At 61.4% G+C, this 21,537-nt stretch carries 17 protein-coding genes; 15 read left to right on the forward strand and 2 right to left on the reverse strand.

All coding sequences use genetic code 11. The features are described from left to right. Positions 1–111: 111 nt before the first annotated feature. The 3 genes from carB to M0D66_RS06885 all read left to right on the forward strand — a co-directional run bounded on the left by carB (position 112) and on the right by M0D66_RS06885 (position 4,524). Positions 112–3,366, forward strand: a complete 3,255-nt coding sequence (carB, locus tag M0D66_RS06875) for a carbamoyl-phosphate synthase large subunit (RefSeq protein ID WP_200618398.1) — start codon at positions 112–114, stop codon at positions 3,364–3,366. Between the two features lie 151 nt (positions 3,367–3,517). Further along, positions 3,518–3,994 (forward strand): transcription elongation factor GreA, encoded by a 477-nt coding sequence (gene greA, locus M0D66_RS06880; protein WP_054036257.1) that lies wholly within the window; start codon positions 3,518–3,520, stop codon positions 3,992–3,994. Positions 3,995–4,014: 20 nt separating this feature from the next. After that, on the forward strand, positions 4,015–4,524 hold the full coding sequence (locus M0D66_RS06885; protein WP_093640373.1) for a DUF4149 domain-containing protein: 510 nt from the start codon (positions 4,015–4,017) through the stop codon (positions 4,522–4,524). Positions 4,525–4,656: 132 nt separating this feature from the next. Here the strand turns inward: M0D66_RS06885 and M0D66_RS06890 are convergent, their stop codons facing one another. Next, on the reverse strand, positions 4,657–5,187 hold the full coding sequence (locus M0D66_RS06890; RefSeq protein WP_093640370.1) for a YhbY family RNA-binding protein: 531 nt from the start codon (positions 5,185–5,187) through the stop codon (positions 4,657–4,659). 182 nt (positions 5,188–5,369) lie between these two features. On the opposite strand from M0D66_RS06890, the gene M0D66_RS06895 reads away from it, so the two are divergent. From M0D66_RS06895 to phoR, 11 genes are all read left to right on the forward strand, one after another. Next, complete coding sequence (locus M0D66_RS06895) at positions 5,370–6,032, forward strand: RlmE family RNA methyltransferase (protein ID WP_054036258.1); 663 nt, start codon at positions 5,370–5,372, stop codon at positions 6,030–6,032. 189 nt (positions 6,033–6,221) lie between these two features. Beyond that, positions 6,222–8,111 (forward strand): ATP-dependent zinc metalloprotease FtsH, encoded by a 1,890-nt coding sequence (gene ftsH, locus M0D66_RS06900; protein ID WP_054036261.1) that lies wholly within the window; start codon positions 6,222–6,224, stop codon positions 8,109–8,111. A gap of 83 nt (positions 8,112–8,194) precedes the next feature. After that, positions 8,195–9,094, forward strand: a complete 900-nt coding sequence (gene folP / locus M0D66_RS06905) for a dihydropteroate synthase (protein WP_256455395.1) — start codon at positions 8,195–8,197, stop codon at positions 9,092–9,094. A gap of 28 nt (positions 9,095–9,122) precedes the next feature. Further along, entirely contained in the window at positions 9,123–10,481 is a 1,359-nt protein-coding gene (gene glmM, locus M0D66_RS06910; protein ID WP_093640368.1) for a phosphoglucosamine mutase, read from the forward strand. A 309-nt stretch (positions 10,482–10,790) separates the two neighbouring features. Next, positions 10,791–11,822, forward strand: a complete 1,032-nt coding sequence (gene pstS, locus M0D66_RS06915) for a phosphate ABC transporter substrate-binding protein PstS (RefSeq protein WP_093640365.1) — start codon at positions 10,791–10,793, stop codon at positions 11,820–11,822. Between the two features lie 141 nt (positions 11,823–11,963). Further along, complete coding sequence (gene pstC, locus M0D66_RS06920; RefSeq protein ID WP_211702277.1) at positions 11,964–12,965, forward strand: phosphate ABC transporter permease PstC; 1,002 nt, start codon at positions 11,964–11,966, stop codon at positions 12,963–12,965. Beyond that, positions 12,962–13,858 carry a phosphate ABC transporter permease PstA gene (gene pstA, locus M0D66_RS06925; RefSeq protein ID WP_093640359.1) on the forward strand — a complete coding sequence of 299 codons (897 nt, stop codon included), beginning with the start codon at positions 12,962–12,964 and terminating at the stop codon, positions 13,856–13,858. Before pstC ends, pstA begins: the two co-directional genes overlap by 4 nt. Positions 13,859–13,875: 17 nt before the next feature. Beyond that, complete coding sequence (pstB, locus tag M0D66_RS06930; protein WP_054036269.1) at positions 13,876–14,724, forward strand: phosphate ABC transporter ATP-binding protein PstB; 849 nt, start codon at positions 13,876–13,878, stop codon at positions 14,722–14,724. A gap of 28 nt (positions 14,725–14,752) precedes the next feature. Next, complete coding sequence (gene phoU / locus M0D66_RS06935) at positions 14,753–15,457, forward strand: phosphate signaling complex protein PhoU (RefSeq protein ID WP_054036271.1); 705 nt, start codon at positions 14,753–14,755, stop codon at positions 15,455–15,457. 25 nt (positions 15,458–15,482) lie between these two features. Beyond that, a complete protein-coding gene (phoB, locus tag M0D66_RS06940) occupies positions 15,483–16,184 on the forward strand; it encodes a phosphate regulon transcriptional regulator PhoB (RefSeq protein WP_028199153.1) in 702 nt (233 codons plus the stop codon). Between the two features lie 36 nt (positions 16,185–16,220). Continuing rightward, on the forward strand, positions 16,221–17,534 hold the full coding sequence (phoR, locus tag M0D66_RS06945; RefSeq protein WP_256455394.1) for a phosphate regulon sensor histidine kinase PhoR: 1,314 nt from the start codon (positions 16,221–16,223) through the stop codon (positions 17,532–17,534). Positions 17,535–17,643: 109 nt separating this feature from the next. Here phoR and ppk1 read toward each other — a convergent pair whose 3' ends face one another. Continuing rightward, on the reverse strand, positions 17,644–19,707 hold the full coding sequence (gene ppk1 / locus M0D66_RS06950; RefSeq protein WP_211702281.1) for a polyphosphate kinase 1: 2,064 nt from the start codon (positions 19,705–19,707) through the stop codon (positions 17,644–17,646). A gap of 202 nt (positions 19,708–19,909) precedes the next feature. On the opposite strand from ppk1, the gene ppx reads away from it, so the two are divergent. Further along, positions 19,910–21,535 carry an exopolyphosphatase gene (gene ppx / locus M0D66_RS06955; protein ID WP_093640350.1) on the forward strand — a complete coding sequence of 542 codons (1,626 nt, stop codon included), beginning with the start codon at positions 19,910–19,912 and terminating at the stop codon, positions 21,533–21,535. Positions 21,536–21,537 lie beyond the last annotated feature (2 nt).

Here is a 21,537-nt window from a genome sequence, read left to right on the forward strand (position 1 = left end):
GAACAGCGCCTCAGCGCACAAGCGCAGCGAGCCGCACACAACAGAGCGCGCGCAACGTATCAACGCAGCGCGCCGACGGAAAGAATTCAGGAATACATTAGCGAGAGCGTTATGCCCAAGCGGACAGACATTAAAAGCATCCTCATCATCGGCGCGGGTCCGATCATCATCGGCCAGGCGTGCGAGTTCGACTACTCGGGCGCACAGGCATGCAAGGCGCTGCGTGAGGAAGGCTACAAGGTCATTCTCGTCAACAGCAATCCGGCGACGATCATGACCGACCCGAACACGGCCGACGTCACCTACATCGAGCCGATCACGTGGGAAGTGGTGGAGCGCATCATCGCCAAGGAGCGTCCGGACGCGATCCTGCCGACGATGGGCGGCCAGACCGCGCTGAACTGCGCGCTCGATTTGCACGCGCACGGCGTGCTGGAGAAGTACAAGGTCGAGCTGATCGGCGCCTCGCCGGAAGCGATCGACAAGGCGGAAGACCGTCAGAAGTTCAAAGACGCGATGACCAAGATCGGCCTCGGTTCGGCCAAGTCGGGCACCGCGCATTCGATGGAAGAAGCACTCCAGGTGCAGGCCGACATCGCGACGCAAACGGGCAGCGGCGGTTATCCGGTCGTGATCCGTCCGTCGTTCACGTTGGGCGGTTCGGGCGGCGGTATCGCGTACAACCGCGACGAATTCGAAGAGATCTGCAAGCGCGGTCTCGACCTGTCGCCTACGCGTGAGCTGCTGATCGAAGAATCGCTGCTCGGCTGGAAAGAGTACGAGATGGAAGTGGTCCGCGACAAGAAGGATAACTGCATCATCGTTTGCTCGATCGAAAACCTGGACCCGATGGGCATCCACACCGGCGACTCGATCACCGTCGCGCCGGCGCAAACGCTCACGGACAAGGAATATCAGATCCTGCGTAACGCATCGCTCGCCGTGCTGCGCGAGATCGGCGTGGACACGGGCGGTTCTAACGTGCAGTTCTCGATCAATCCGAAAGATGGCCGGATGATTGTGATCGAAATGAACCCGCGCGTGTCGCGTTCGTCGGCATTGGCCTCGAAGGCGACCGGCTTCCCGATCGCCAAGGTCGCGGCAAAGCTGGCGGTAGGCTACACGCTGGACGAGCTGAAGAACGAAATCACCGGCGGTCAAACCCCGGCATCGTTCGAACCGACGATCGACTACGTCGTCACCAAGATTCCGCGTTTCGCATTCGAGAAATTCCGCGAAGCCGATGCGCGTCTGACCACGCAAATGAAGTCGGTCGGCGAAGTGATGGCAATCGGCCGCACCTTCCAGGAATCGTTCCAGAAGGCGCTGCGTGGCCTCGAAGTGGGCGTGGATGGTCTCGACGAAAAGACCAATAACCGCGACGAGATCATCCGCGAGATCGGCGAAGCCGGTCCGGATCGCATCTGGTATGTCGGCGACGCGTTCCGGGTCGGCATGACAGCCGAAGAGATCTTCGAAGAGACCTCGATCGACCCGTGGTTCCTCGCGCAGATCGAACAGATCATCCTGAAGGAAAAGGCGCTGGCCGGCCGTACGCTGGCAAGCCTGTCGAAGGAAGAGCTCAAGTATCTGAAGCAAAGCGGCTTCTCGGATCGCCGTTTGGCCAAGCTGCTCGGCGCGAAGCCGGCGGAAGTGCGCCAGCGCCGTATCGAGTTGAACGTGCGCCCGGTCTACAAGCGCGTCGACACGTGCGCGGCCGAATTCGCCACGAAAACCGCTTACATGTACTCGACCTACGAGGAAGAGTGCGAAGCGAACCCCACGAACAACAAGAAGATCATGGTGTTGGGTGGCGGCCCGAACCGGATCGGCCAGGGTATCGAGTTCGACTACTGCTGCGTGCACGCTGCGCTCGCCATGCGCGAAGACGGCTACGAAACGATCATGGTCAACTGCAACCCTGAAACGGTTTCGACCGACTACGACACGTCCGATCGTCTGTACTTCGAATCGCTGACGCTCGAAGACGTGCTCGAAATCGTCGACAAGGAAAAGCCGGTTGGCGTGATCGTGCAGTACGGCGGTCAGACGCCGCTGAAGCTCGCACTCGATCTCGAAGCGAACGGTGTGCCGATCGTCGGCACGTCGCCGGACATGATCGACGCCGCCGAAGACCGCGAGCGTTTCCAGAAGCTGCTGCAGGACCTTGGCCTGCGTCAGCCGCCGAACCGCACCGCGCGTGCTGAAGACGAAGCGCTCAAGCTTGCTGAAGAAATCGGCTACCCGCTGGTGGTGCGTCCGTCGTACGTGCTGGGTGGCCGCGCCATGGAAATCGTCCACGAGCCGCGTGACCTCGAGCGCTATATGCGCGAGGCCGTGAAGGTCTCGAACGATTCACCGGTGCTGCTCGACCGCTTCCTCAACGACGCGATCGAATGCGACGTGGATTGCATCTCGGATGGCGAAGCCGTGTTCATCGGCGGCGTGATGGAGCACATCGAACAGGCAGGCGTTCACTCGGGCGACTCGGCTTGCTCGCTGCCGCCGTACTCGCTGTCGAAGGAAACGATTGCCGAGCTGAAGCGTCAGACCGGTGCGATGGCCAAGGCGCTGAACGTGATCGGCCTGATGAACGTGCAGTTCGCGATTCAACAAGTGCCGCAGGCGGATGGTTCGAAAGAAGACGTGATCTACGTGCTCGAAGTGAACCCGCGTGCCTCGCGTACCGTGCCGTACGTCTCGAAGGCGACCAGCCTGCCGCTCGCCAAGATTGCCGCGCGCGCGATGGTCGGCCAGACGCTCGCGCAACAGGGCGTGACGAAGGAAATCGATCCGCCGTACTTCAGCGTGAAGGAAGCCGTGTTCCCGTTCGTCAAGTTCCCAGCAGTCGATCCGGTGCTCGGACCGGAAATGCGCTCCACGGGTGAAGTGATGGGCGTGGGTCAAACGTTCGGCGAAGCGCTGTTCAAGTCGCAGCTCGCCGCAGGCTCGCGTCTGCCGGAGTCGGGCACGGTACTGCTGACCGTGATGGATGCCGACAAGCCGAAGGCCGTCGAAGTCGCGCGCATGCTGCACGAACTCGGCTATCCGATCGTCGCGACCAAGGGCACGGCAGCCGCAATCGAAGCGGCCGGTGTGCCGGTCAAGGTCGTCAACAAGGTGAAGGACGGCCGGCCGCACATCGTCGACATGATCAAGAACGGTGAAATCGCGCTGGTCTTCACGACCGTCGACGAAACCCGTGCCGCGATCGCCGACTCGCGTTCGATCCGCATGAGCGCGCAGGCGAACAAGGTCACGTACTACACGACGATGTCGGGCGCACGGGCCGCGGTTGAAGGTTTGCGCTATTTGAAGGACTTGGAAGTCTATGATTTACAAGGTCTTCACGCTCGCCTAAACTAAGGCTTCGAATACCTGTCCAAGATGTAAGTGCCGCGGTTAAGCGGCGTTCCGCAGGTGCTGGGCCCCGGGCTTTGTCCGGCGCTCTGGCCCCCGCGGAATGCACTTAACCGCGGTGATTTTTTTTACGGCTGTTTTTTGCATAGAGTTGTTTATGAGCACTGTTCCATTGACTAAGCGCGGCGCGGAAATGTTGCGCGATGAATTGCAGCGCCTGAAATCGGTTGAGCGTCCCTCGGTGATCAATTCGATCGCGGAAGCGCGTGCCCAAGGCGATCTGTCGGAAAACGCGGAATACGACGCGGCGAAGGAAAAGCAGGGTTTCATCGAAGGCCGCATTGCCGAAATCGAATCGAAGCTGGCCGGGGCGCAGGTGATCGACCCGGCAGCGGTCGAAGCGGACGGGCGCGTGGTGTTTGGCGCGACGCTCGAACTCGAAGACCTCGATTCCGGTGCGAAGGTCAAATACCAGATCGTCGGCGACGATGAAGCGGACATCGACCACGGTCTGATCTCGATCAGCTCGCCGATCGCGCGCGCATTGATCGGCAAGTCGGAAGGCGACGTTGCATCGGTGCAGGCGCCGGGCGGCGTGCGCGAGTACGAAATCATCGCGGTTAGCTACGTTTGAAGGCGGCCCCGGTGTCCTTGATGCCGCATCGACTGTTCCGTCTGCTGACGGTTGTTTGGGTCGGTAGTCTGTTGACTATTGGCTATGCCGTCGCGCCGGTGTTGTTCACATCGCTCGATCGCATGACGGCGGGCGCCGTGGCGGCGCAACTGTTTCGCATCGAGGGCGTGCTGGGTGCGGTGTGCGGCATTTTGCTGCTGGGCTTGGCGAACGTACTGGTGCGCCGGGGCAGCGACGCTTATCGCCGTTTGCGCTGGTTGATCGTCGGCATGCTGGTGTGCGTGCTGGTGGGTTACTTTGCGCTGCAGCCGTTCATGAATGCAATGCGCATTGCCGCGCTGGAAGCGGGCAGTGATGTCGGGCATTCGGCTTATGCGACGCGCTTCGGCATCCTGCATGGCGTATCGAGTCTGTTTTACCTGATCGAGAGCCTGCTGGGTGTGGCGCTGGTGTGGAAACTGCCGGCGAGCCTCGGTGTCGTGAGCACGGAGCAGGGCGCTCGCAGCGCTGCGGGGAAAGTAACCAGTTGAGTGGTATGGTTCTACCTTGCTTGAGCGGGTCTGCCCATAGCGTTACCCAGATGGGCATCAAATAGGCATCACCCGGGCCCGCTGAGCAGTTCACCCCAAGGTGCGGACACCGCCCGCACCCTCATCATTCGCTTACTTCGACGACTGATGCGCGCGCTTCGCGCTGGTCTGGCGCTTCTTGGCGCGTTTGATATTGCCGCCTTGCGTGACGCGTTCATTGCCGCGCACCACGACCGCTTTTGCCTTCGGCTTGCGCATCGGGATTTCGCTGGGCTTCACCACCGTGACCACGCGCGGTGCGCGGCCTTTGCCCGGTTTGGCTTCGACAGCCGCTTCGCGGGCGCTCGGCAGGGCGCCGCGCTTGGCCTTGACAGCCGGTTGCACCGCGGCTTCCGGCTTCCAGATCACCAGCAGCTTGCCGATATGCTGAATCGGCGCCGCGTTCAGCGTGTCGCAGATCTGTTCGTAAATGGCGATGCGTTCTTCGCGTTCGTCGCCGAACACGCGGATCTTGATCAGTTGATGCGCGCCAAGGTGGACCTTGATTTCCGACAGCACAGCGTCGGTCAAGCCTTCGGCGCCGACGAGCACGACCGGTTTGAGCGCATGTGCCTGGGAGCGCAACTCGGCGCGTTGGTCGGAAGAGACTTTAAGGGCTGGCATGGAAAGTGGGAGACTCGACTAAAATGGCGGCACCTGCATTTCCGAGAGATTCGGCCAATAGCGCAGGGCGGCGCGTCAGAACAACAGAATCGCGGATGACTGCCAGTTTTGGCGGTGGCCGCGCGAATTAACCGCGTATTATCCCCTAAAGCGCCACATTTCGCAGCAAGAGTTCACCTTTAATGGCAAAAAACAAGTTCAACACGGCGTGGTTGCATGATCACATCAACGACCCGTACGTCAAAATGGCGCAGCGGGAGGGCTATCGCGCCCGCGCGGCCTACAAGCTGAAGGAAATCGACGAGCAGGACAAGCTGATCCGGCCAGGCCAGGTAATTGTCGACCTCGGCTCGGTGCCGGGCAGCTGGAGCCAGTACGCCCGTAACAAGCTCGCCAAGGGCTCGCAGCGCGACGCCGAGCGCGAGGGCGGCATCGACGGCACGATCATCGCGCTGGACATGCTGCCGATGGAGCCAATCGCCGACGTGCATTTCATCCAAGGCGACTTCCGCGAAGACTCGGTTCTCGAGCAACTCGAAGAATTAGTCGGAGAACGCCAGGTTGATCTTGTAATTTCGGATATGGCGCCCAACCTGTCGGGAGTGGCGGTGGCGGATGCCGCGCGAATCGAGCATCTGTGCGATATCGCGATGGAATTTTCGCAAAACCACCTGAAGCCGGATGGCGCCCTTTTAGTCAAATGTTTTCATGGCAGCGGTTATAGCCAGATTGTCGAAAAGTTCAAGCGCCAGTTCAAGGTGGTGGCGGCCCGCAAGCCGAAAGCCTCGCGGGACAAATCGTCAGAAACGTTTATTTTGGGTAAGCATCTGAAGCGCCCCGCGTAGGTGCGCTGCAGGAAGGTTCCGCATCTGCCGATAATGTGCCGACAGCACCGGAAATTGGCGCTGAAATGGCCCGCTGCGCTATTTGTGTGGTAGCGAAACCTTATGGCAGGGGTCTGCGGACTGGATTAGAATGCTTTCGTGGTGCCGCAAGGCAAATGTAGGCGCCCGTCTAAGTGAAGGAGTGGTGCTTTGAACAACAATATGTTTTCGAAAGCAGCAGTGTGGCTGGTTATCGCACTGGTGCTGTTTACGGTGTTCAAGCAGTTCGACAAGCCCCGTGTCCAGGAAGGCGTTTCCTATTCGCAGTTCATGGACGACGCGAAGAACGGCAAAGTCAAGAACGTCATTGTCCAGGGGCGGAACCTCACGGTCACTCCAGCAGACGGCCAGAAGTACCAGATCGTGTCGCCCGGCGACATCTGGATGGTCGGCGATCTGATGAAGTATGGCGTTCAGGTGAGCGGCAAGGCTGATGACGAACCGAATGCGCTGGTGTCCGCGCTGTATTACCTCGGACCAACGATCCTGATCATCGGCTTCTGGTTCTACATGATGCGACAGATGCAGGGAGGCGGGAAAGGCGGTGCGTTCTCGTTCGGTAAATCCCGTGCACGTCTGATCGACGAAAATAACAACGCTATCAATTTCACCGACGTCGCCGGTTGCGACGAAGCCAAGGAAGAAGTTTCCGAACTGGTCGACTTCCTGCGCGATCCGCAGAAATTCCAGAAGCTGGGCGGACGCATTCCGCGCGGCGTGCTGCTGGTGGGCCCTCCGGGAACGGGTAAGACCTTGCTGGCGCGCGCTATCGCCGGCGAGGCGAAGGTACCGTTCTTCAGCATCTCGGGTTCGGACTTCGTGGAAATGTTTGTGGGTGTCGGTGCGGCTCGTGTGCGCGACATGTTCGAGCAGGCCAAGAAGCATGCGCCGTGTATCGTGTTCATCGACGAAATCGACGCGGTCGGCCGTCATCGCGGCGCCGGCATGGGCGGCGGTAACGACGAACGCGAACAGACCTTGAACCAGATGCTGGTCGAGATGGACGGCTTCGAAGCGAATTCGGGCGTGATCGTGATCGCTGCAACGAACCGTTCGGACGTGCTCGACAAGGCGCTGCTGCGTCCGGGCCGTTTCGACCGTCAGGTGTACGTCGGTCTGCCGGACATCCGCGGTCGCGAGCACATCATGAAGGTTCACCTGCGCAAGGTGCCGATTTCGAACGACGTCGACGCAGCGGTGATCGCACGCGGCACACCGGGCTTCTCGGGCGCCGATCTGGCGAACCTGGTCAACGAAGCAGCCTTGTTCGCGGCTCGCCGCGGCAAGCGCATCGTCGAGATGAACGACTTCGAAGACGCGAAAGACAAGATCTTCATGGGTCCGGAGCGCAAGTCGGCCGTGATTCGCGAAGAATCGAAGCGTGCTACGGCGTATCACGAGTCGGGTCACGCAGTCATCGCCAAGCTGTTGCCGAAGGCCGATCCTGTGCACAAGGTCACGATCATCCCGCGCGGCCGTGCGCTGGGCGTCACGTGGCAGTTGCCGGAGCATGACAACGAAACGTATTCGAAAGACTACCTGCTGGACCGCCTCGCGATCCTGTTCGGTGGCCGTGTCGCGGAAGAGCTGTTCCTGAACCTGATCAGCACCGGCGCATCGGACGACTTCAACAAGGCGACGGCTACGGCCCGCGCCATGGTGGCTCGCTTCGGTATGACGGACGCACTCGGACCGATGGTCTACGTCGACGACGAAAACGACGCAACGCCGTTTGGTCGTGGCTTCACGCGCACCATTTCGGAAGCGACGCAACAGAAGGTCGACGCGGAAATCCGCCGCGTGCTCGACGAGCAGTACAACCTCGCCAAGCGCCTGCTGGACGAGAACCGCGACAAGGTCGAAGCGATGACCGCCGCACTGATGGAGTGGGAAACGATCGACGCCGATCAGATCAACGACATCATGGCAGGCCGTCCGCCGCGTTCGCCGAAGAGCTCGCCGCCGTCGGCAAGCGACGCCTCGTCGGGCGGCAGCCCGGGCACCGAGGTCAAGCCGGGCAGCGCGACCGCGCCGGCCTGATCGGCGACCAGTAGAAAGTGCGGGCCGGTGTGATTCACACCGGCCCGTTTTGCATTTATTCGTTTTACGTGATTGACCGCTACGTGTCGAAAGTCGAATTTCCCTCTCTTCCCATTCCCGAACCGCTGCAATGCGGCCGCTTCAAGCTGACCTTTGAACGCCCGTTAGTCATGGGCATCCTGAACGTCACTCCCGATTCGTTTTCCGATGGCGGCCAGTACGCGATGCGCGGCGACGCGTTACGCCAGGCCGAGCGCATGCTGCTCGACGGTGCGGACATCATCGACATCGGCGGTGAGTCGACCCGTCCGGGTGCGCCGCCCGTGCCGCTCGATGAAGAGCTGGAGCGGGTGATCCCGCTGGTCGAACTACTGCATGGCGCGAACGTGCCGCTGTCGGTCGACACCTACAAGCCGGAAGTGATGCGTCACGCACTGACCGCGGGTGCGGACCTGATCAACGATATCTGGGGTTTCCGGATGCCTGGTGCGATCGACGCCGTTCGCGACAGCGAATGCGGTCTGTGCGTGATGCATATGCTCGGCGAGCCGCAGACCATGCAGCTCGGTGAGCCTGCCTATGACGACGTGGTAAGCGAGGTTCGGCAGTTTCTCGAAGAACGGGTGGCAACGCTGAAGCAGGCGGGCATCGCTCGTGCTCGCATCAGCGTGGACCCGGGCTTTGGTTTCGGCAAAGCGGTGATCGAACACAATTACGCGCTGCTCGTGCATCTGCCGGATACGGCGCCGCGGGCCGAGCCGCCGTATCCCATTCTCGCCGGCATGTCGCGCAAGTCGATGGTCGGCGCGGTCGTCGGACGCCCGGCGCCGGAGCGCGTGGCGGGTAGCATCGCCGCCGCGGTGTGTGCCGCCGGGCGCGGTGCGGCAATTCTGCGCGTGCACGACGTCGCGCAAACAGTGGATGCATTGAAAGTATGGGCTGCCATGCGCGACGCGGCGAATCACAGCCGCGCGCGCGGCTGAACCCACAAGCCAAGGAGGAACATAAAACATGGCACGTCGTTATTTCGGAACAGACGGGATTCGGGGCAAGGTCGGCGAAGGGCCGATTACGCCGGAGTTTGTATTGCGGCTCGGCTACGCGGCCGGCAAGGTGCTCGCGGGCGCGGACCGCTGGGCGAGAACGGGCGCACGGCCCACGGTGCTGATCGGCAAAGACACCCGCGTGTCGGGCTATATGCTCGAAGCCGCGCTCGAAGCGGGCTTTTCCGCGGCGGGTGTCGACGTCATGCTGGCCGGGCCGATGCCGACCCCGGGTATCGCCTATCTGACGCGTGCACTGCGGCTCGCCGCGGGCGTCGTGATCAGCGCGTCGCACAATCCGTACTACGACAACGGCATCAAATTCTTCTCCGCCGACGGCAACAAGCTGCCCGACGAAGTGGAATTGCAGATCGAAGAACAACTCGATCTGCCGCTCGCATGCGCCGCCTCCGAGCAACTCGGCAAGGCGCGGCGCCTCGACGACGCAGCCGGCCGCTACATCGAATTCTGCAAAAGCACGTTCCCGGCAGCATTCGACTTGCGCGGCCTGAAGCTGGTGGTCGATTGCGCGCACGGTGCCGCGTACGACGTCGCGCCGCACGTGTTCCATGAGCTCGGTGCCGATGTGATTCCGATCGGCGTCGCGCCAAACGGTTTCAATATCAACGACGGCGTCGGCGCGACCGCACCGGACGCGCTGGTGCGCGCGGTGCGCGCAAATCACGCGGACCTCGGCATCGCGCTCGACGGCGACGCCGACCGGCTGCAGGTCGTGGACGCGGCAGGCCGCCTGTATAACGGCGACGAGCTGCTCTACGTGCTGGTCAAGGACCGGATGGCGACCGACGGCAAAGTGGAAGGCGCGGTCGGCACCTTGATGACCAACATGGCGGTCGAGGTCGCGCTGCAGGAAGCCGGCGTGAAGTTCGTCCGCGCGGCGGTGGGCGACCGTTACGTGCTCGAACAGTTGCGCGAACACGGCTGGCAACTGGGCGCGGAAGGTTCCGGCCATATTCTCTCCCTTGACCGCCATTCGACCGGCGACGGCATCGTGTCGGCCCTGCTGGTGCTGGCCGCAATGAAACGCAGCGACAAAACGCTCGCTGAGCTGCTCCACGGCGTGACGCTGTTCCCTCAGAAGCTGATCAACGTACGGATGCAGCCCGGCGCGGATTGGAAGGGCAGCGACGCGATCCGCCGCGCCATCAGCACGGCCGAGGCAGCGCTGAACGGCCGCGGCCGCGTGCTGATCCGGGCCTCGGGCACCGAGCCCGTTCTGCGCGTGATGGTGGAGGCGGAAAAAGTCGACGACGCCATTCGCCACTCCGAAGCGATCGCCAACGCGGTCAAGCTGGCCACGGCCTAAACCGCGCCTGGCCTACGGCGGCGAGGGACGACCATGAGCGCGTCCCCGCTGCCGCACCCCTCCGCTGTACATCTCCGCAGCGCCCCTCCAAACACACGCAAACGTTCGCGTCCCATTTTTTTCGCCTAATCTGTAAAACGGCGCCCGCGACGCCGCCAAAGCGGCGATTTGTCCGCGCTGACGCCTTTCACCTTAGTAATCTCACTGTCACATCCGTTTCACGGTTAGTCACGTTACTGTCACAAAGAGACCCTAAGCTTCGCGGTGTTCGTGTTATTCGCTCACACCGCTCACACCCTTGGAGGTCTCATGAAATTGATGCAAACCGTGTTCGCTGGCGTCGCTGGCGCGCTTTTCGCGATCGCAGCGCAAGCCGCAGACATCACCGGCGCGGGCAGCACCTTCGCAGCACCGATCTACACGAAGTGGGCCGATGCCTACCAGAAGTCGGGTGGCGGCAAGGTCAACTATCAAGGTATCGGTTCGTCGGGTGGCGTGAAGCAGATCGTCGCGAAGACTGTTGACTTCGCTGGTTCGGACGCTCCGCTGAAGGACGAAGAGCTCGCGAAGGAAGGCCTGTTCCAGTTTCCGACGGTTGTCGGCGGCGTGGTGCCGGTTGTTAATGTGCCGGGCGTGACGCCGGGTGAACTGACGCTGTCGGGCGAAGTGCTCGGCGACATCTACCTGGGCAAGATCAAGAAGTGGAACGATCCGGCGATCGTTGCACTGAACCCGAAGGCTAAGCTGCCGGATACCGACATCGCCGTGGTTCGCCGCGCCGACGGTTCGGGCACCAGCTTCATCTGGACGAACTATCTGTCGAAGGTCAACGCTGACTGGAAGTCGAAGGTGGGTGAAGGTTCGACGGTCAACTGGCCGACGGGTACGGGCGGCAAGGGCAACGACGGCGTCGCAGCCTTCGTTCAACGTCTGCCGGGCGCAATCGGCTACGTCGAATGGGCGTACGCGAAGCAGAACAAGATGACGTATGTCGGCCTGAAGAATTCGTCGGGCACGGTGGTCGAGCCGAAGACGGAAACGTTCAAGGCAGCGGCAGCGGGCGCGGACTGGTCGAAGTCGTTCTACCAGATCCTGACGAACGAGCCGGGCAAGAACGCATGGCCGATCGTCGGCGCAACGTTCGTGCTGCTGCACACGGCGCAGGACAAGCCGGCACAAGGCACCGAAACGCTGAAGTTCTTCGACTGGGCGTTCAAGAATGGCTCGCAAGCTGCGAACGATCTGGACTACATTTCGCTGCCGGATTCGGTTGTGTCGGAAATCCGCACGCAGTGGAAGTCGAAGGTGAAGGACGCTGCAGGCAAGCCGATCGCTGACTAAGCGACGTAGCATGCAGTAAGCAGCAATACATTGGCCGTCCTCATTCGAGGACGGCCAATGGCGTTACCCCGGCATTAGCCAGCATTGTCCGCCGCGCGACAAGTGTCGTACGGCAACTGGAAACAGGTCCATCAGGCTCTCATGTCCGATATCCAATTAGCGTCTGGCGCGGCGAAATCGACACCGCCCGGCAGCACGTCGCAGCAGAAAGCGCCTAGCCGCGCCGGCGACGTCATCTTCGGCGGCCTTGCCCGTCTCTCCGCCATCGTCACCTTGTTGCTGCTCGGCGGCATCATCGTTTCGCTGATCGTCGCTTCGCTGCCGTCGATCAAGCAGTTCGGCCTCGCGTTCCTATGGACCGCCGACTGGGATCCACCAAGCAAGCAATTCGGCGCATTGGTGCCTATTTACGGCACGATCGCGACCTCGCTCATTGCACTCATCATCGCGGTGCCGGTCAGCTTCGGCATCGCACTTTTCCTGACCGAACTCGCGCCCGCGTGGCTGCGCCGTCCGCTCGGCATCGCCATCGAACTGCTTGCCGCGATTCCGTCGATCGTCTACGGCATGTGGGGTCTGCTGGTGTTCGCGCCGATCTTCGCGACTTGGTTCGAAAAGCCGCTTGGCACGCTCCTCGGCGGCATTCCTATCGTCGGCGCGTTGTTTCAGGGGGCGCCGATCGGCATCGGCATCCTGTGCGCCGGGGTCATCCTCGCCATCATGATCATTCCGTACATCGCTTCAGTGATGCGCGACGTGTTCGAAGTCACGCCGGTCCTGTTGAAGGAATCGGCCTACGGCATCGGCTGCACGACGTGGGAAGTGATGTGGAAGATCGTGCTGCCCTTCACCAAGAGCGGCGTGATCGGCGGCGTGATGCTCGGCCTCGGCCGCGCGCTCGGCGAGACCATGGCAGTCACGTTCGTGATCGGCAACACCAATCTGCTCGATAACGTCTCGCTGTTTTCGCCGGGCAACAGTATTACCTCGGCGCTCGCCAACGAATTCGCGGAAGCGGATCCGGGCCTGCATACGTCGGCGCTGATGGAACTCGGGTTGATCCTCTTTGTGATTACTTTCATCGTGTTGGCGATCTCGAAGGTCATGCTGCTTCGCCTCGAAAAAGGGGAGGGCGCGAAATGAGCCAGCCCACTTTGAATATGCCGGGTTCGAACGACGCCGTCGCGCTCGAAGCAATGCGCGTGCGCCTGCAAGGTCGCCGCCGCGCGAAGAATGCCGTTGCGCTGACCATGTCGCTCGCGGCTATGGCGTTCGGTCTGCTGTGGCTTGTGTGGATTCTTTATACGACGCTGCGCCTTGGCATCGGCGGGCTGTCGGTCGAATTGTTCACGCAGTCGACGCCGCCGCCGAATACCGATGGCGGTGGTCTCGCCAATGCGATCGTCGGCAGCGTGATGCTGGTTGCGCTCGCAACTTTCGTCGGCACGCCGATCGGTATTCTGGCGGGCGTGTATCTCGCCGAGTATGGTCAGAAGGGCTGGCTCGCCAGTCTCACGCGTTTCATCAACGACATTCTGTTGTCGGCGCCGTCGATCGTCGTCGGTCTGTTCGTCTACGCGCTCGTCGTGGCGAAGATGGGCCACTTCAGCGGCTGGGCCGGCGTATTCGCGCTCGCGTTGCTGCAGATTCCGATCGTGATCCGCACCACCGAGAACATGCTGAAGCTGGTGCCGAATGCGCTGCGTGAAGCCGCTTTCGCACTCGGCACGCCGAAGTGGAAGATGGTGATGTCGATCACGCTGAAAGCTTCGATCGCGGGCATTATCACCGGCGTGCTGCTCGGCGTCGCGCGCATTGCCGGTGAAACGGCGCCGCTGCTCTTCACCGCGTTGTCGAACCAGTTCTTCTCGTGGAACATGGACCAGCCGGTTGCGAACCTGCCGGTCACGATCTACAAGTTCGCGATGAGCCCGTTTGCGCAGTGGCAATCGCTCGCATGGGCCGGCGTCTTCCTGATCACGCTCGCGGTGCTGGGATTGAACATCCTCGCGCGCACGATCTTTTCGAATAAGTAAGGGCGGAGTGTAATCCGATGAATATGGCAGAAACTCAACTCAATCCGGGCACGCGTCCCACGGCGCCGGCCGGTTTCGATCCCGCCCAAAGCGGCCAGGCGCAAGCCCAGTCGCGTCCGAAGATCGAAATCAACGACCTGAACTTCTTCTACGGCAAGTATCACGCGCTGAAGAACATCAATCTGCGGATTCCTGAAGGCAAGGTCACCGCCTTCATCGGCCCGTCGGGTTGCGGCAAGTCGACCTTGCTGCGTACGCTCAACAAGATGTACGCGCTGTATCCGGAGCAACGCGCCGAAGGCGAGATCCTGATGGACGGCGAAAACCTGCTGACCTCCAAGCGCGATATTTCGCTGCTGCGCGCGCGGATCGGCATGGTGTTCCAGAAGCCGACGCCGTTTCCGATGTCGATCTACGACAACATCGCGTTCGGCGTGAAGATGTTCGAAACGCTGCCGCGCTCGGAAATGGACGACCGCGTGGAATGGGCGTTGACCAAGGCCGCGCTGTGGAACGAAGTCAAGGATAAACTGGGCCAGAGCGGCTATGGTTTGTCCGGCGGCCAGCAACAGCGTCTGTGTATCGCGCGCGGTATCGCGATCCGTCCTGAAGTGCTGCTGCTCGACGAACCGTGTTCCGCGCTCGACCCGATCTCCACGGGCCGCATCGAAGAACTGATCGCCGAATTGAAGAGCGATTACACGGTTGTAATCGTGACGCACAACATGCAACAGGCCGCGCGCTGTTCGGACTACACTGCCTATATGTACCTCGGTGAACTGATCGAATTCGGCGACACCGAAAAGATCTTCATCAAGCCGGTCCGCAAGGAAACCGAGGACTACATCACTGGCCGCTTCGGCTAAGCCGCCGCGCAAAACAACGGAGTACGACATGTCCGATAAACATCTGTCCAGCCAGTTCGACGCCGACCTGAACCTCGTTTCCTCGAAGGTGCTCGAAATGGGCGGCCTGGTCGAGTCGCAGATCGTCAACGCGATGATCGCGCTCAACAACTTCGACCTCGATGTATGCGAGCAGGTGATCGCCGCTGAAGACCGTCTGAACACGATGGAAGTCGAGATCGACGAAGAGTGCAGCAACATCATCGCGCGCCGTCAACCGGCCGCGCGCGACTTGCGCCTCCTGATCGCGATTTCGAAGACCATCACGAATCTCGAGCGCGCCGGCGACGAAGCTGAAAAAATCGCCAAGCGCACCAAGCGTCTGATGGAAGACGGCGCTTCGCGCAGCATCAATATCGCCGAGATCAAATTGTCGGGCGAAATGGCAGTGTCGATCCTGCGCCGCGCGCTGGACGCCTTTGCGCGTCTGGACACGGTCGCCGCCGCACAGATCATGCGCGACGACAAGGCGATCGACGAAGAATTCCGCGCTTTCGTTCGCAAGCTGATTTCGTACATGACTGAAGATCCGCGTTCGATTTCGGTGGGCCTCGATTTTCTGTTCATCGCCAAGGCGATCGAGCGGATCGGCGATCACGCGAAAAACATCGCTGAATTCATCATCTACATCGTCAAGGGCACCGACGTGCGGCACAAGTCGCGCGACGCGCTCGAACGCGAAGCACTCAGTTAATCAGTTATAAGGACCAGAGGTGCCGATGCCCAGCAGCATTCTCGTCATTGAAGATGAGCCCGCCATTTCCGAACTGATTTCGGTCAATCTTCAACACGCCGGACACTGCCCGATTCGCGCGTACAACGCGGAACAGGCGCAGAACCTGATCAGCGACGTACTGCCCGACCTCGTGCTGCTCGACTGGATGTTGCCGGGCAAGTCGGGCATCGCGTTCGCTCGCGATCTGCGCAACAACGAGCGCACCAAGCACATTCCGATCATCATGCTGACCGCACGTGGCGATGAGCAGGACAAGGTGCTCGGCCTCGAAATCGGCGCGGACGACTACGTCACCAAGCCGTTTTCGCCGAAAGAACTGATGGCGCGTATCAAGGCGGTGTTGCGCCGCCGTGCGCCGCAGTTGACCGAAGACCTGGTCGCGATCAACGGGCTGAAGCTCGATCCGGCAACGCACCGCGTCGCCGCGCACGCCGAAGGCAGCGAGATCAAGCTCGATCTCGGCCCGACCGAATTCCGTCTGCTGCACTTCTTCATGACGCACCCGGAGCGCGTGCACAGCCGTACGCAGTTGCTCGATCAGGTGTGGGGCGACCATGTGTTCGTCGAAGAGCGCACGGTGGATGTGCACATCAAGCGTCTGCGCGCGGCACTGAAGCCGGCCGGGTGCGATGCTATGATTGAGACGGTACGCGGCAGCGGCTACCGTCTCGCGAAGAGCGCGTGACTTTGCGGTAGCACTTTTCTCTTCGATCGCTAGAACATGAACATCATCTGGGCGCGCTCCATCGTGTCGGTCGTGCTGCTGGCTGTTCTGTGCGTGGTGGTCGGCGCACTCCTGAACGTCAAGGCAGGGCTGGCCCTCGCGATCGTCATGCTGCTCGCGCAGAGCTTCTTTAGCACCTTCCACAAGCAGCGATTGTGGCGCCTGCTCGACGCGCCGGTCTACGGCGAAGTGCCGAGCGCCCCCGGCATCTGGGGCGAAATCTACTACCGTCTGCATAAGCTCGCGAAGCGCTGGCATGCGCAAGTGCGTCAGGTCGAGCAGCAGCATTCGCGTTTTATCCAGGCGATCCAGGCGTCGCCGAACGGCGTGGCGATGCTCGACGACCACGATCAGATCGAGTGGTGCAACGCGATCTCCGAACTCCATTTCGGGCTCGATGCGAAACGAGATCTGCGTCAGCACATCACGCATCTCGTGCGTCAGCCCGATTTCGTGCGCTATCTGAATTCGCAGCGCTACGAACAGATGCTGATCATGCGCGGCATGGGCGAGAAGCGCCAGAACGTGCTGTCGGTGCAAGTGTTTCCGTATGGCGAGAATCGCAAGCTGGTGCTGTCGCAGGACATCACCGAGCTGGAGCGTACCGACGCGATGCGGCGCGACTTCGTCGCGAACGTGTCGCATGAATTGAAGACGCCGCTGACCGTGTTGTCGGGTTTTCTCGAGACGATGCGGGAGCTGCCGTTAAGCGAAGCCGAGCGCGGGCGCTATCTCGAACTGATGGAGCAGCAGGCCTCGCGCATGCGCCATATTGTCAACGACTTGCTGGTGCTCGCGAAGCTCGAGGGCGACAACAAGCCGCCGAGCGATCAGATGATCGATATGCGCGCGGTGCTGCGGCATCTGCGGGACGACGCGCAAAGCCTGTCGAGCGACCATCACAAGATCGTGTTCGACGCCGACGAAGGTCTCACCGTCACGGGCGTGGAAACGGAAATTCTCAGCGCGCTGGGCAACCTCGTGACCAATGCGATCCGCTATACGCCGGACGGCGGTGCGATCAAGGTGAGTTGGCAGGCCAACGGCGGCAGTGCAGTGTTTTCGGTTACGGACAGCGGCCTGGGCATTCCAGCCGCGGACATTCCACGTCTGACTGAGCGCTTCTATCGCGTCGACCGCAGCCGCTCGCGCGATACGGGTGGGACGGGTCTCGGGCTCGCCATCGTCAAGCATGTGCTGCAACGGCACGATGCGCAGCTCGACGTGAAGAGCGAAGAGGGGCGTGGCAGCACGTTCACTGTGCGCTTCCCGGTGTTTCGCACGGCGCGTCGGCAACCGGCACCGGTTTGAAAACGTTGGTCTGAAAAAAAGCCCGCCTGGAGCAAGACAAGGCGGGCTTTTTTTATGCGCAGCGCCGCTTGCTTCAGCGGAGCGTGAACGCAATCAGGCAATCACAAACTCACGAACAGAATTTCCCTAGCAGACTCATCTGCGCATTGCGCGAGGATTTGCCCGGCCGGCGGCGCCGATAGTGGCCGTCGCTTTGCATCAGCCACGCGGACTGGTTGTCGCCGAGAAAGGCCGACAGCCCTTCAGCAATCACACGCCGCTTCAAGCGACGGTTGTTGACCGGAAACGCCACTTCCACACGGCGGAAGAAGTTACGGTCCATCCAGTCGGCGCTCGACAGATACACCTGTTCCTTGCCGCCGTCGTAGAAGTAGAAGATGCGGTGATGCTCGAGGAAACGCCCGACGATCGAGCGCACCGTGATGTTCTCCGACAAACCCGGCACACCCGGTTGCAACGAACACACGCCACGCACGATCAGATCGATCTTCACGCCCGCCTGTGACGCTTCGTACAGCTCGGCAATCACGGTCGGTTCGAGCAGCGCGTTCATCTTCGCGACGATGCGCGCTTTCTTGCCGGCGCGCGCATGCTCGGCTTCCGCGCGAATCGCTTCGACCAGTTTCGGATGCAGCGTGAACGGCGACTGCCACAACTCGTGCAGCGACAGTTCACCACCGATACCGGTTAGTTGCTGAAACACGTGGTGCACGTCTTCGCAGATCTTCTGATCCGCGGTCATCAGCGCGAAGTCAGTGTAAAGACGTGCGGTGCGCGGGTGATAGTTGCCGGTGCCCAGGTGCACGTAACGCTTGAGCGTGGTCCTGCCGCCCGACGAGACACGCCGCACGATCAGCATCATCTTCGCGTGGCATTTGTGGCCCACCACGCCGTACACGACGTGCGCACCCACCGCTTCAAGCTGCGACGCCCAGTTGATATTGGTTTCTTCGTCGAAGCGCGCGAGCAGTTCGACCACCACCGTCACTTCCTTGCCGTTGCGCGCCGCTTGCATCAGCGCATCCATCAGCGGCGAGTCGGTGCCGGTGCGATAGATGGTCTGCTTGATGGCCATCACGTTCGGGTCTTTAGCTGCCTGCAGCAGCAACTCGAGCACCGGTTGAAAGCTCTCATAAGGATGATGCAGCAGCACGTCCCCCTGATCGATCACGTCGAACATGCTGGTGCTGTTGGCGATCTGCGGCGGGATCGCTGGAATATGCGGAACGAATTTCAGGTCGGGCCGGTCCACCATCTCCGGCAATTGCATCAGCCGCACGAGATTGACGGGGCCGTCGGCGAAATAGCAATCCTTGGTGGTGAGGCCGCTTTCGTCGAGCAGGCGCCGCACGACATGCGTGGGCGTCTCCGCCGACACTTCGAGCCGCACCGCGTTGCCCAGATGGCGCGCCGGCAGTTCGCCCTGCAGCGCGACACGCAGATTGGTGATTTCGTCTTCGTCGACGAACAGTTCGCTATTGCGTGTGATGCGAAACTGGTTGCAGGTGCGCACCACCAGGTTCGGGAAAAGCTCGCCGACAAAGCGCTGCAGCAACGAGCTCAGCAGCACGAAACCATGCGGATAGCCTGACAGTTCCTGCGGCATGCGCACGAGCCGCGGCAAGGCGCGCGGCGCTTGCACGATGCCCATCATCGCCTGGCGGCCGAACGCATCCTTGCCTTCGAGTTCGACGACGAAGTTCAGGCTCTTGTTGAGCACGCGCGGAAACGGGTGAGCCGGATCGAGGCCGATCGGCGTGAGCACCGGCAGCAGTTCGTCGAAGAAGTAATTGCGCGCCCATTCGGTCTGCGCTTCGTTCCACGCTTCAGTGCCGTGAAAATAGATGCCTTCTGCTTCGAGCGCGGTGAGCACCGTGTCGTGCAACATGGTGTACTGGCGATGCACGAGCCTCTGCGCGCGCTCGACCACGAGGTCGTACACGTGCTGCAGCGACATGCCGTCCGGCGACAGCGCGCCCGGGTTGTCGCGCATCTGTTCCTGCAGTCCGGCCATGCGGACTTCGAAGAATTCGTCGAGGTTGCTACTGGTGATGCAGATGAAACGCAGGCGTTCGAGCAAAGGGACGGCAGGGTCGGCAGCTTGTGCCAACACACGCTCGTTGAAACCCAGAATGCCCAGCTCGCGATTCAATAAGGGGTAGCGGATGGACATCGGCAGCGAGAATGGAATGTCAGGAAGGGAGACGTAAAGACGCTCGGAAATTCTCACAGTATGATGACGTTGTTATGACATTCTCGAAGTTATAAATTCTACGCCGTATTCATTGCGTGTCGTAATTATGACGCAGTGTGTGTGGGACCATAGGGCACCCCCATTACTGCGAGGCGACATCGTGAGGTCCGGTACGCTTAGAATGGCGTCTTTGAACAGCGCGGCCGGCCACAAGGCGCCCAAGGCATCGGGTGGGCATCCGGCACCTTTCGCATCCACCGCCGCCGCGCTCGCGCGCATGGAGTCCGCTTACTCGATGGTCACTACTCCACAACTCCTCGCTGCCGTCGATCTCGGCTCGAACAGCTTCCGCCTGATCGTGGGCCGGGTCGAGGAAACCGACGCGGGCAGCCAGATCTATCAGGTCGACGCCTTGCGCGAGCCGGTGCGCCTTGCCGCCGGTCTGTCGCGCGACAAGATGCTCGACCGTGCCTCGCAAGTGCGCGGCTGGGATGCGCTCAAGCGCTTCGGCGAACGCCTGCGCGACTTTCATCCCGATCATGTTCGCGCCGTCGCCACCAACACGCTGCGCATCGCTAAGAACGCGGGCGAGTTTCTCGGCGAAGCGCAAGCCGCGCTGGGTTTTCCTATCGAAGTGATCGCCGGGCGTGAAGAAGCGCGCCTGATTTATGCAGGGGCTGCACACTCCGTGCCCGCGAGCGCGGGCAAGCGTCTCGTGGTGGATATCGGCGGCGGCTCGACGGAATTCATCATCGGTTCGCACTACACGCCGATCAAGATGGAGAGCCTGTATATCGGCTGCGTGAGCCACAGCCGCGCATTCTTCCCGGCGGGCAATGTCGACGAATACACGATGCGCCAGGCCGAACTCGCCGCGAGCCGTGAAATTCAGATCATTTCCGCCGAATACAAGAAAACCGGCTGGGAACAGGCGATTGGCTCGTCCGGCACCGCGCGGGCGCTCGCCGAACTCGTCGAGGCGAATGGCTTCAACGATCCGGGCGTCACGCACGGCATCTCGCGCGGTGGGCTGGAGCGCCTCAAGCGCGCGCTGATCAAGGCGGAAAACGTCAATCGTCTGAAGCTGGTCGCGTTGAAGGGCGATCGTATTCCGGTGCTGGCCGGTGGCCTGTCGATCATGATCGCGGTGTTCGACGAACTCGGCGTCGACTACGTCGATACGACAGACGGTGCGCTGCGCCTCGGCGTGCTGTACGACTTGCTGGGCCGTTCGCAACACGAGGACATGCGCACGGTGACGGTGGAAGGCTTCATGCGCCGTTACGGTGTGGACCGCGCGCAGGCCGGGCGTATCGGTGAACTCGCGGTGCGTTTTTACGACCAGTTTGCCGAACCGGATGAAGAACGCCGCGCCGAGAACCGCATGTTCCTCGGCTGGGCCGCGGCCTTGCATGAAATCGGCCTGTCGATTTCGCACAGCGCCTATCACAAGCATTCCGCCTATATCGCCAGCAACGCCGACATGCCGGGCTTTTCGCGCACCGACCAGGCGCGGCTCGCCGCGCTGGTGCTTGGCCACGCGGGGAAACTCGGCAAGCTGTCGCAAACGCGCGAAGTGGAATGGCCGCTGCTGTTCTGCCTGCGGCTCGCGGCGCTGCTGTGCCGCCGGCGTGCGGATGTCGGCTTGCCGGGTATCGCGGTTGCGCAGGTCAACGGCGGCTACGAAGTGCGTTTGCCGAACGAGTGGGTGGCTAACAATCCGCTGACGGATTACAGCCTGATCCAGGAAGCCGCGGAATGGGAGAAGGTCGGCATTCCCTATCGCGTGGTTTATACGGACGATTGAGC

It is taken from the genome of Paraburkholderia sp. SECH2 (assembly GCF_030464795.1).
GTDB classification, from domain to species: Bacteria; Pseudomonadota; Gammaproteobacteria; order Burkholderiales; family Burkholderiaceae; genus Paraburkholderia; species Paraburkholderia aspalathi.

Excerpts from the sequence above, each read along its gene's own strand:
- carB (WP_200618398.1), top strand. The coding sequence starts at position 112 with ATGCCCAAGCGGACAGACATTAAAAGCATCCTCATCATCGGCGCGGGT.
- greA (WP_054036257.1), top strand. The coding sequence starts at position 3,518 with ATGAGCACTGTTCCATTGACTAAGCGCGGCGCGGAAATGTTGCGCGAT.
- M0D66_RS06885 (WP_093640373.1), top strand. The coding sequence starts at position 4,015 with ATGCCGCATCGACTGTTCCGTCTGCTGACGGTTGTTTGGGTCGGTAGT.
- M0D66_RS06890 (WP_093640370.1), bottom strand. The coding sequence starts at position 5,187 with ATGCCAGCCCTTAAAGTCTCTTCCGACCAACGCGCCGAGTTGCGCTCC.
- M0D66_RS06895 (WP_054036258.1), top strand. The coding sequence starts at position 5,370 with ATGGCAAAAAACAAGTTCAACACGGCGTGGTTGCATGATCACATCAAC.
- glmM (WP_093640368.1), top strand. The coding sequence starts at position 9,123 with ATGGCACGTCGTTATTTCGGAACAGACGGGATTCGGGGCAAGGTCGGC.
- pstS (WP_093640365.1), top strand. The coding sequence starts at position 10,791 with ATGAAATTGATGCAAACCGTGTTCGCTGGCGTCGCTGGCGCGCTTTTC.
- pstC (WP_211702277.1), top strand. The coding sequence starts at position 11,964 with ATGTCCGATATCCAATTAGCGTCTGGCGCGGCGAAATCGACACCGCCC.
- pstA (WP_093640359.1), top strand. The coding sequence starts at position 12,962 with ATGAGCCAGCCCACTTTGAATATGCCGGGTTCGAACGACGCCGTCGCG.
- pstB (WP_054036269.1), top strand. The coding sequence starts at position 13,876 with ATGAATATGGCAGAAACTCAACTCAATCCGGGCACGCGTCCCACGGCG.
- phoU (WP_054036271.1), top strand. The coding sequence starts at position 14,753 with ATGTCCGATAAACATCTGTCCAGCCAGTTCGACGCCGACCTGAACCTC.
- phoB (WP_028199153.1), top strand. The coding sequence starts at position 15,483 with ATGCCCAGCAGCATTCTCGTCATTGAAGATGAGCCCGCCATTTCCGAA.
- phoR (WP_256455394.1), top strand. The coding sequence starts at position 16,221 with ATGAACATCATCTGGGCGCGCTCCATCGTGTCGGTCGTGCTGCTGGCT.
- ppk1 (WP_211702281.1), bottom strand. The coding sequence starts at position 19,707 with ATGTCCATCCGCTACCCCTTATTGAATCGCGAGCTGGGCATTCTGGGT.
- ppx (WP_093640350.1), top strand. The coding sequence starts at position 19,910 with ATGGCGTCTTTGAACAGCGCGGCCGGCCACAAGGCGCCCAAGGCATCG.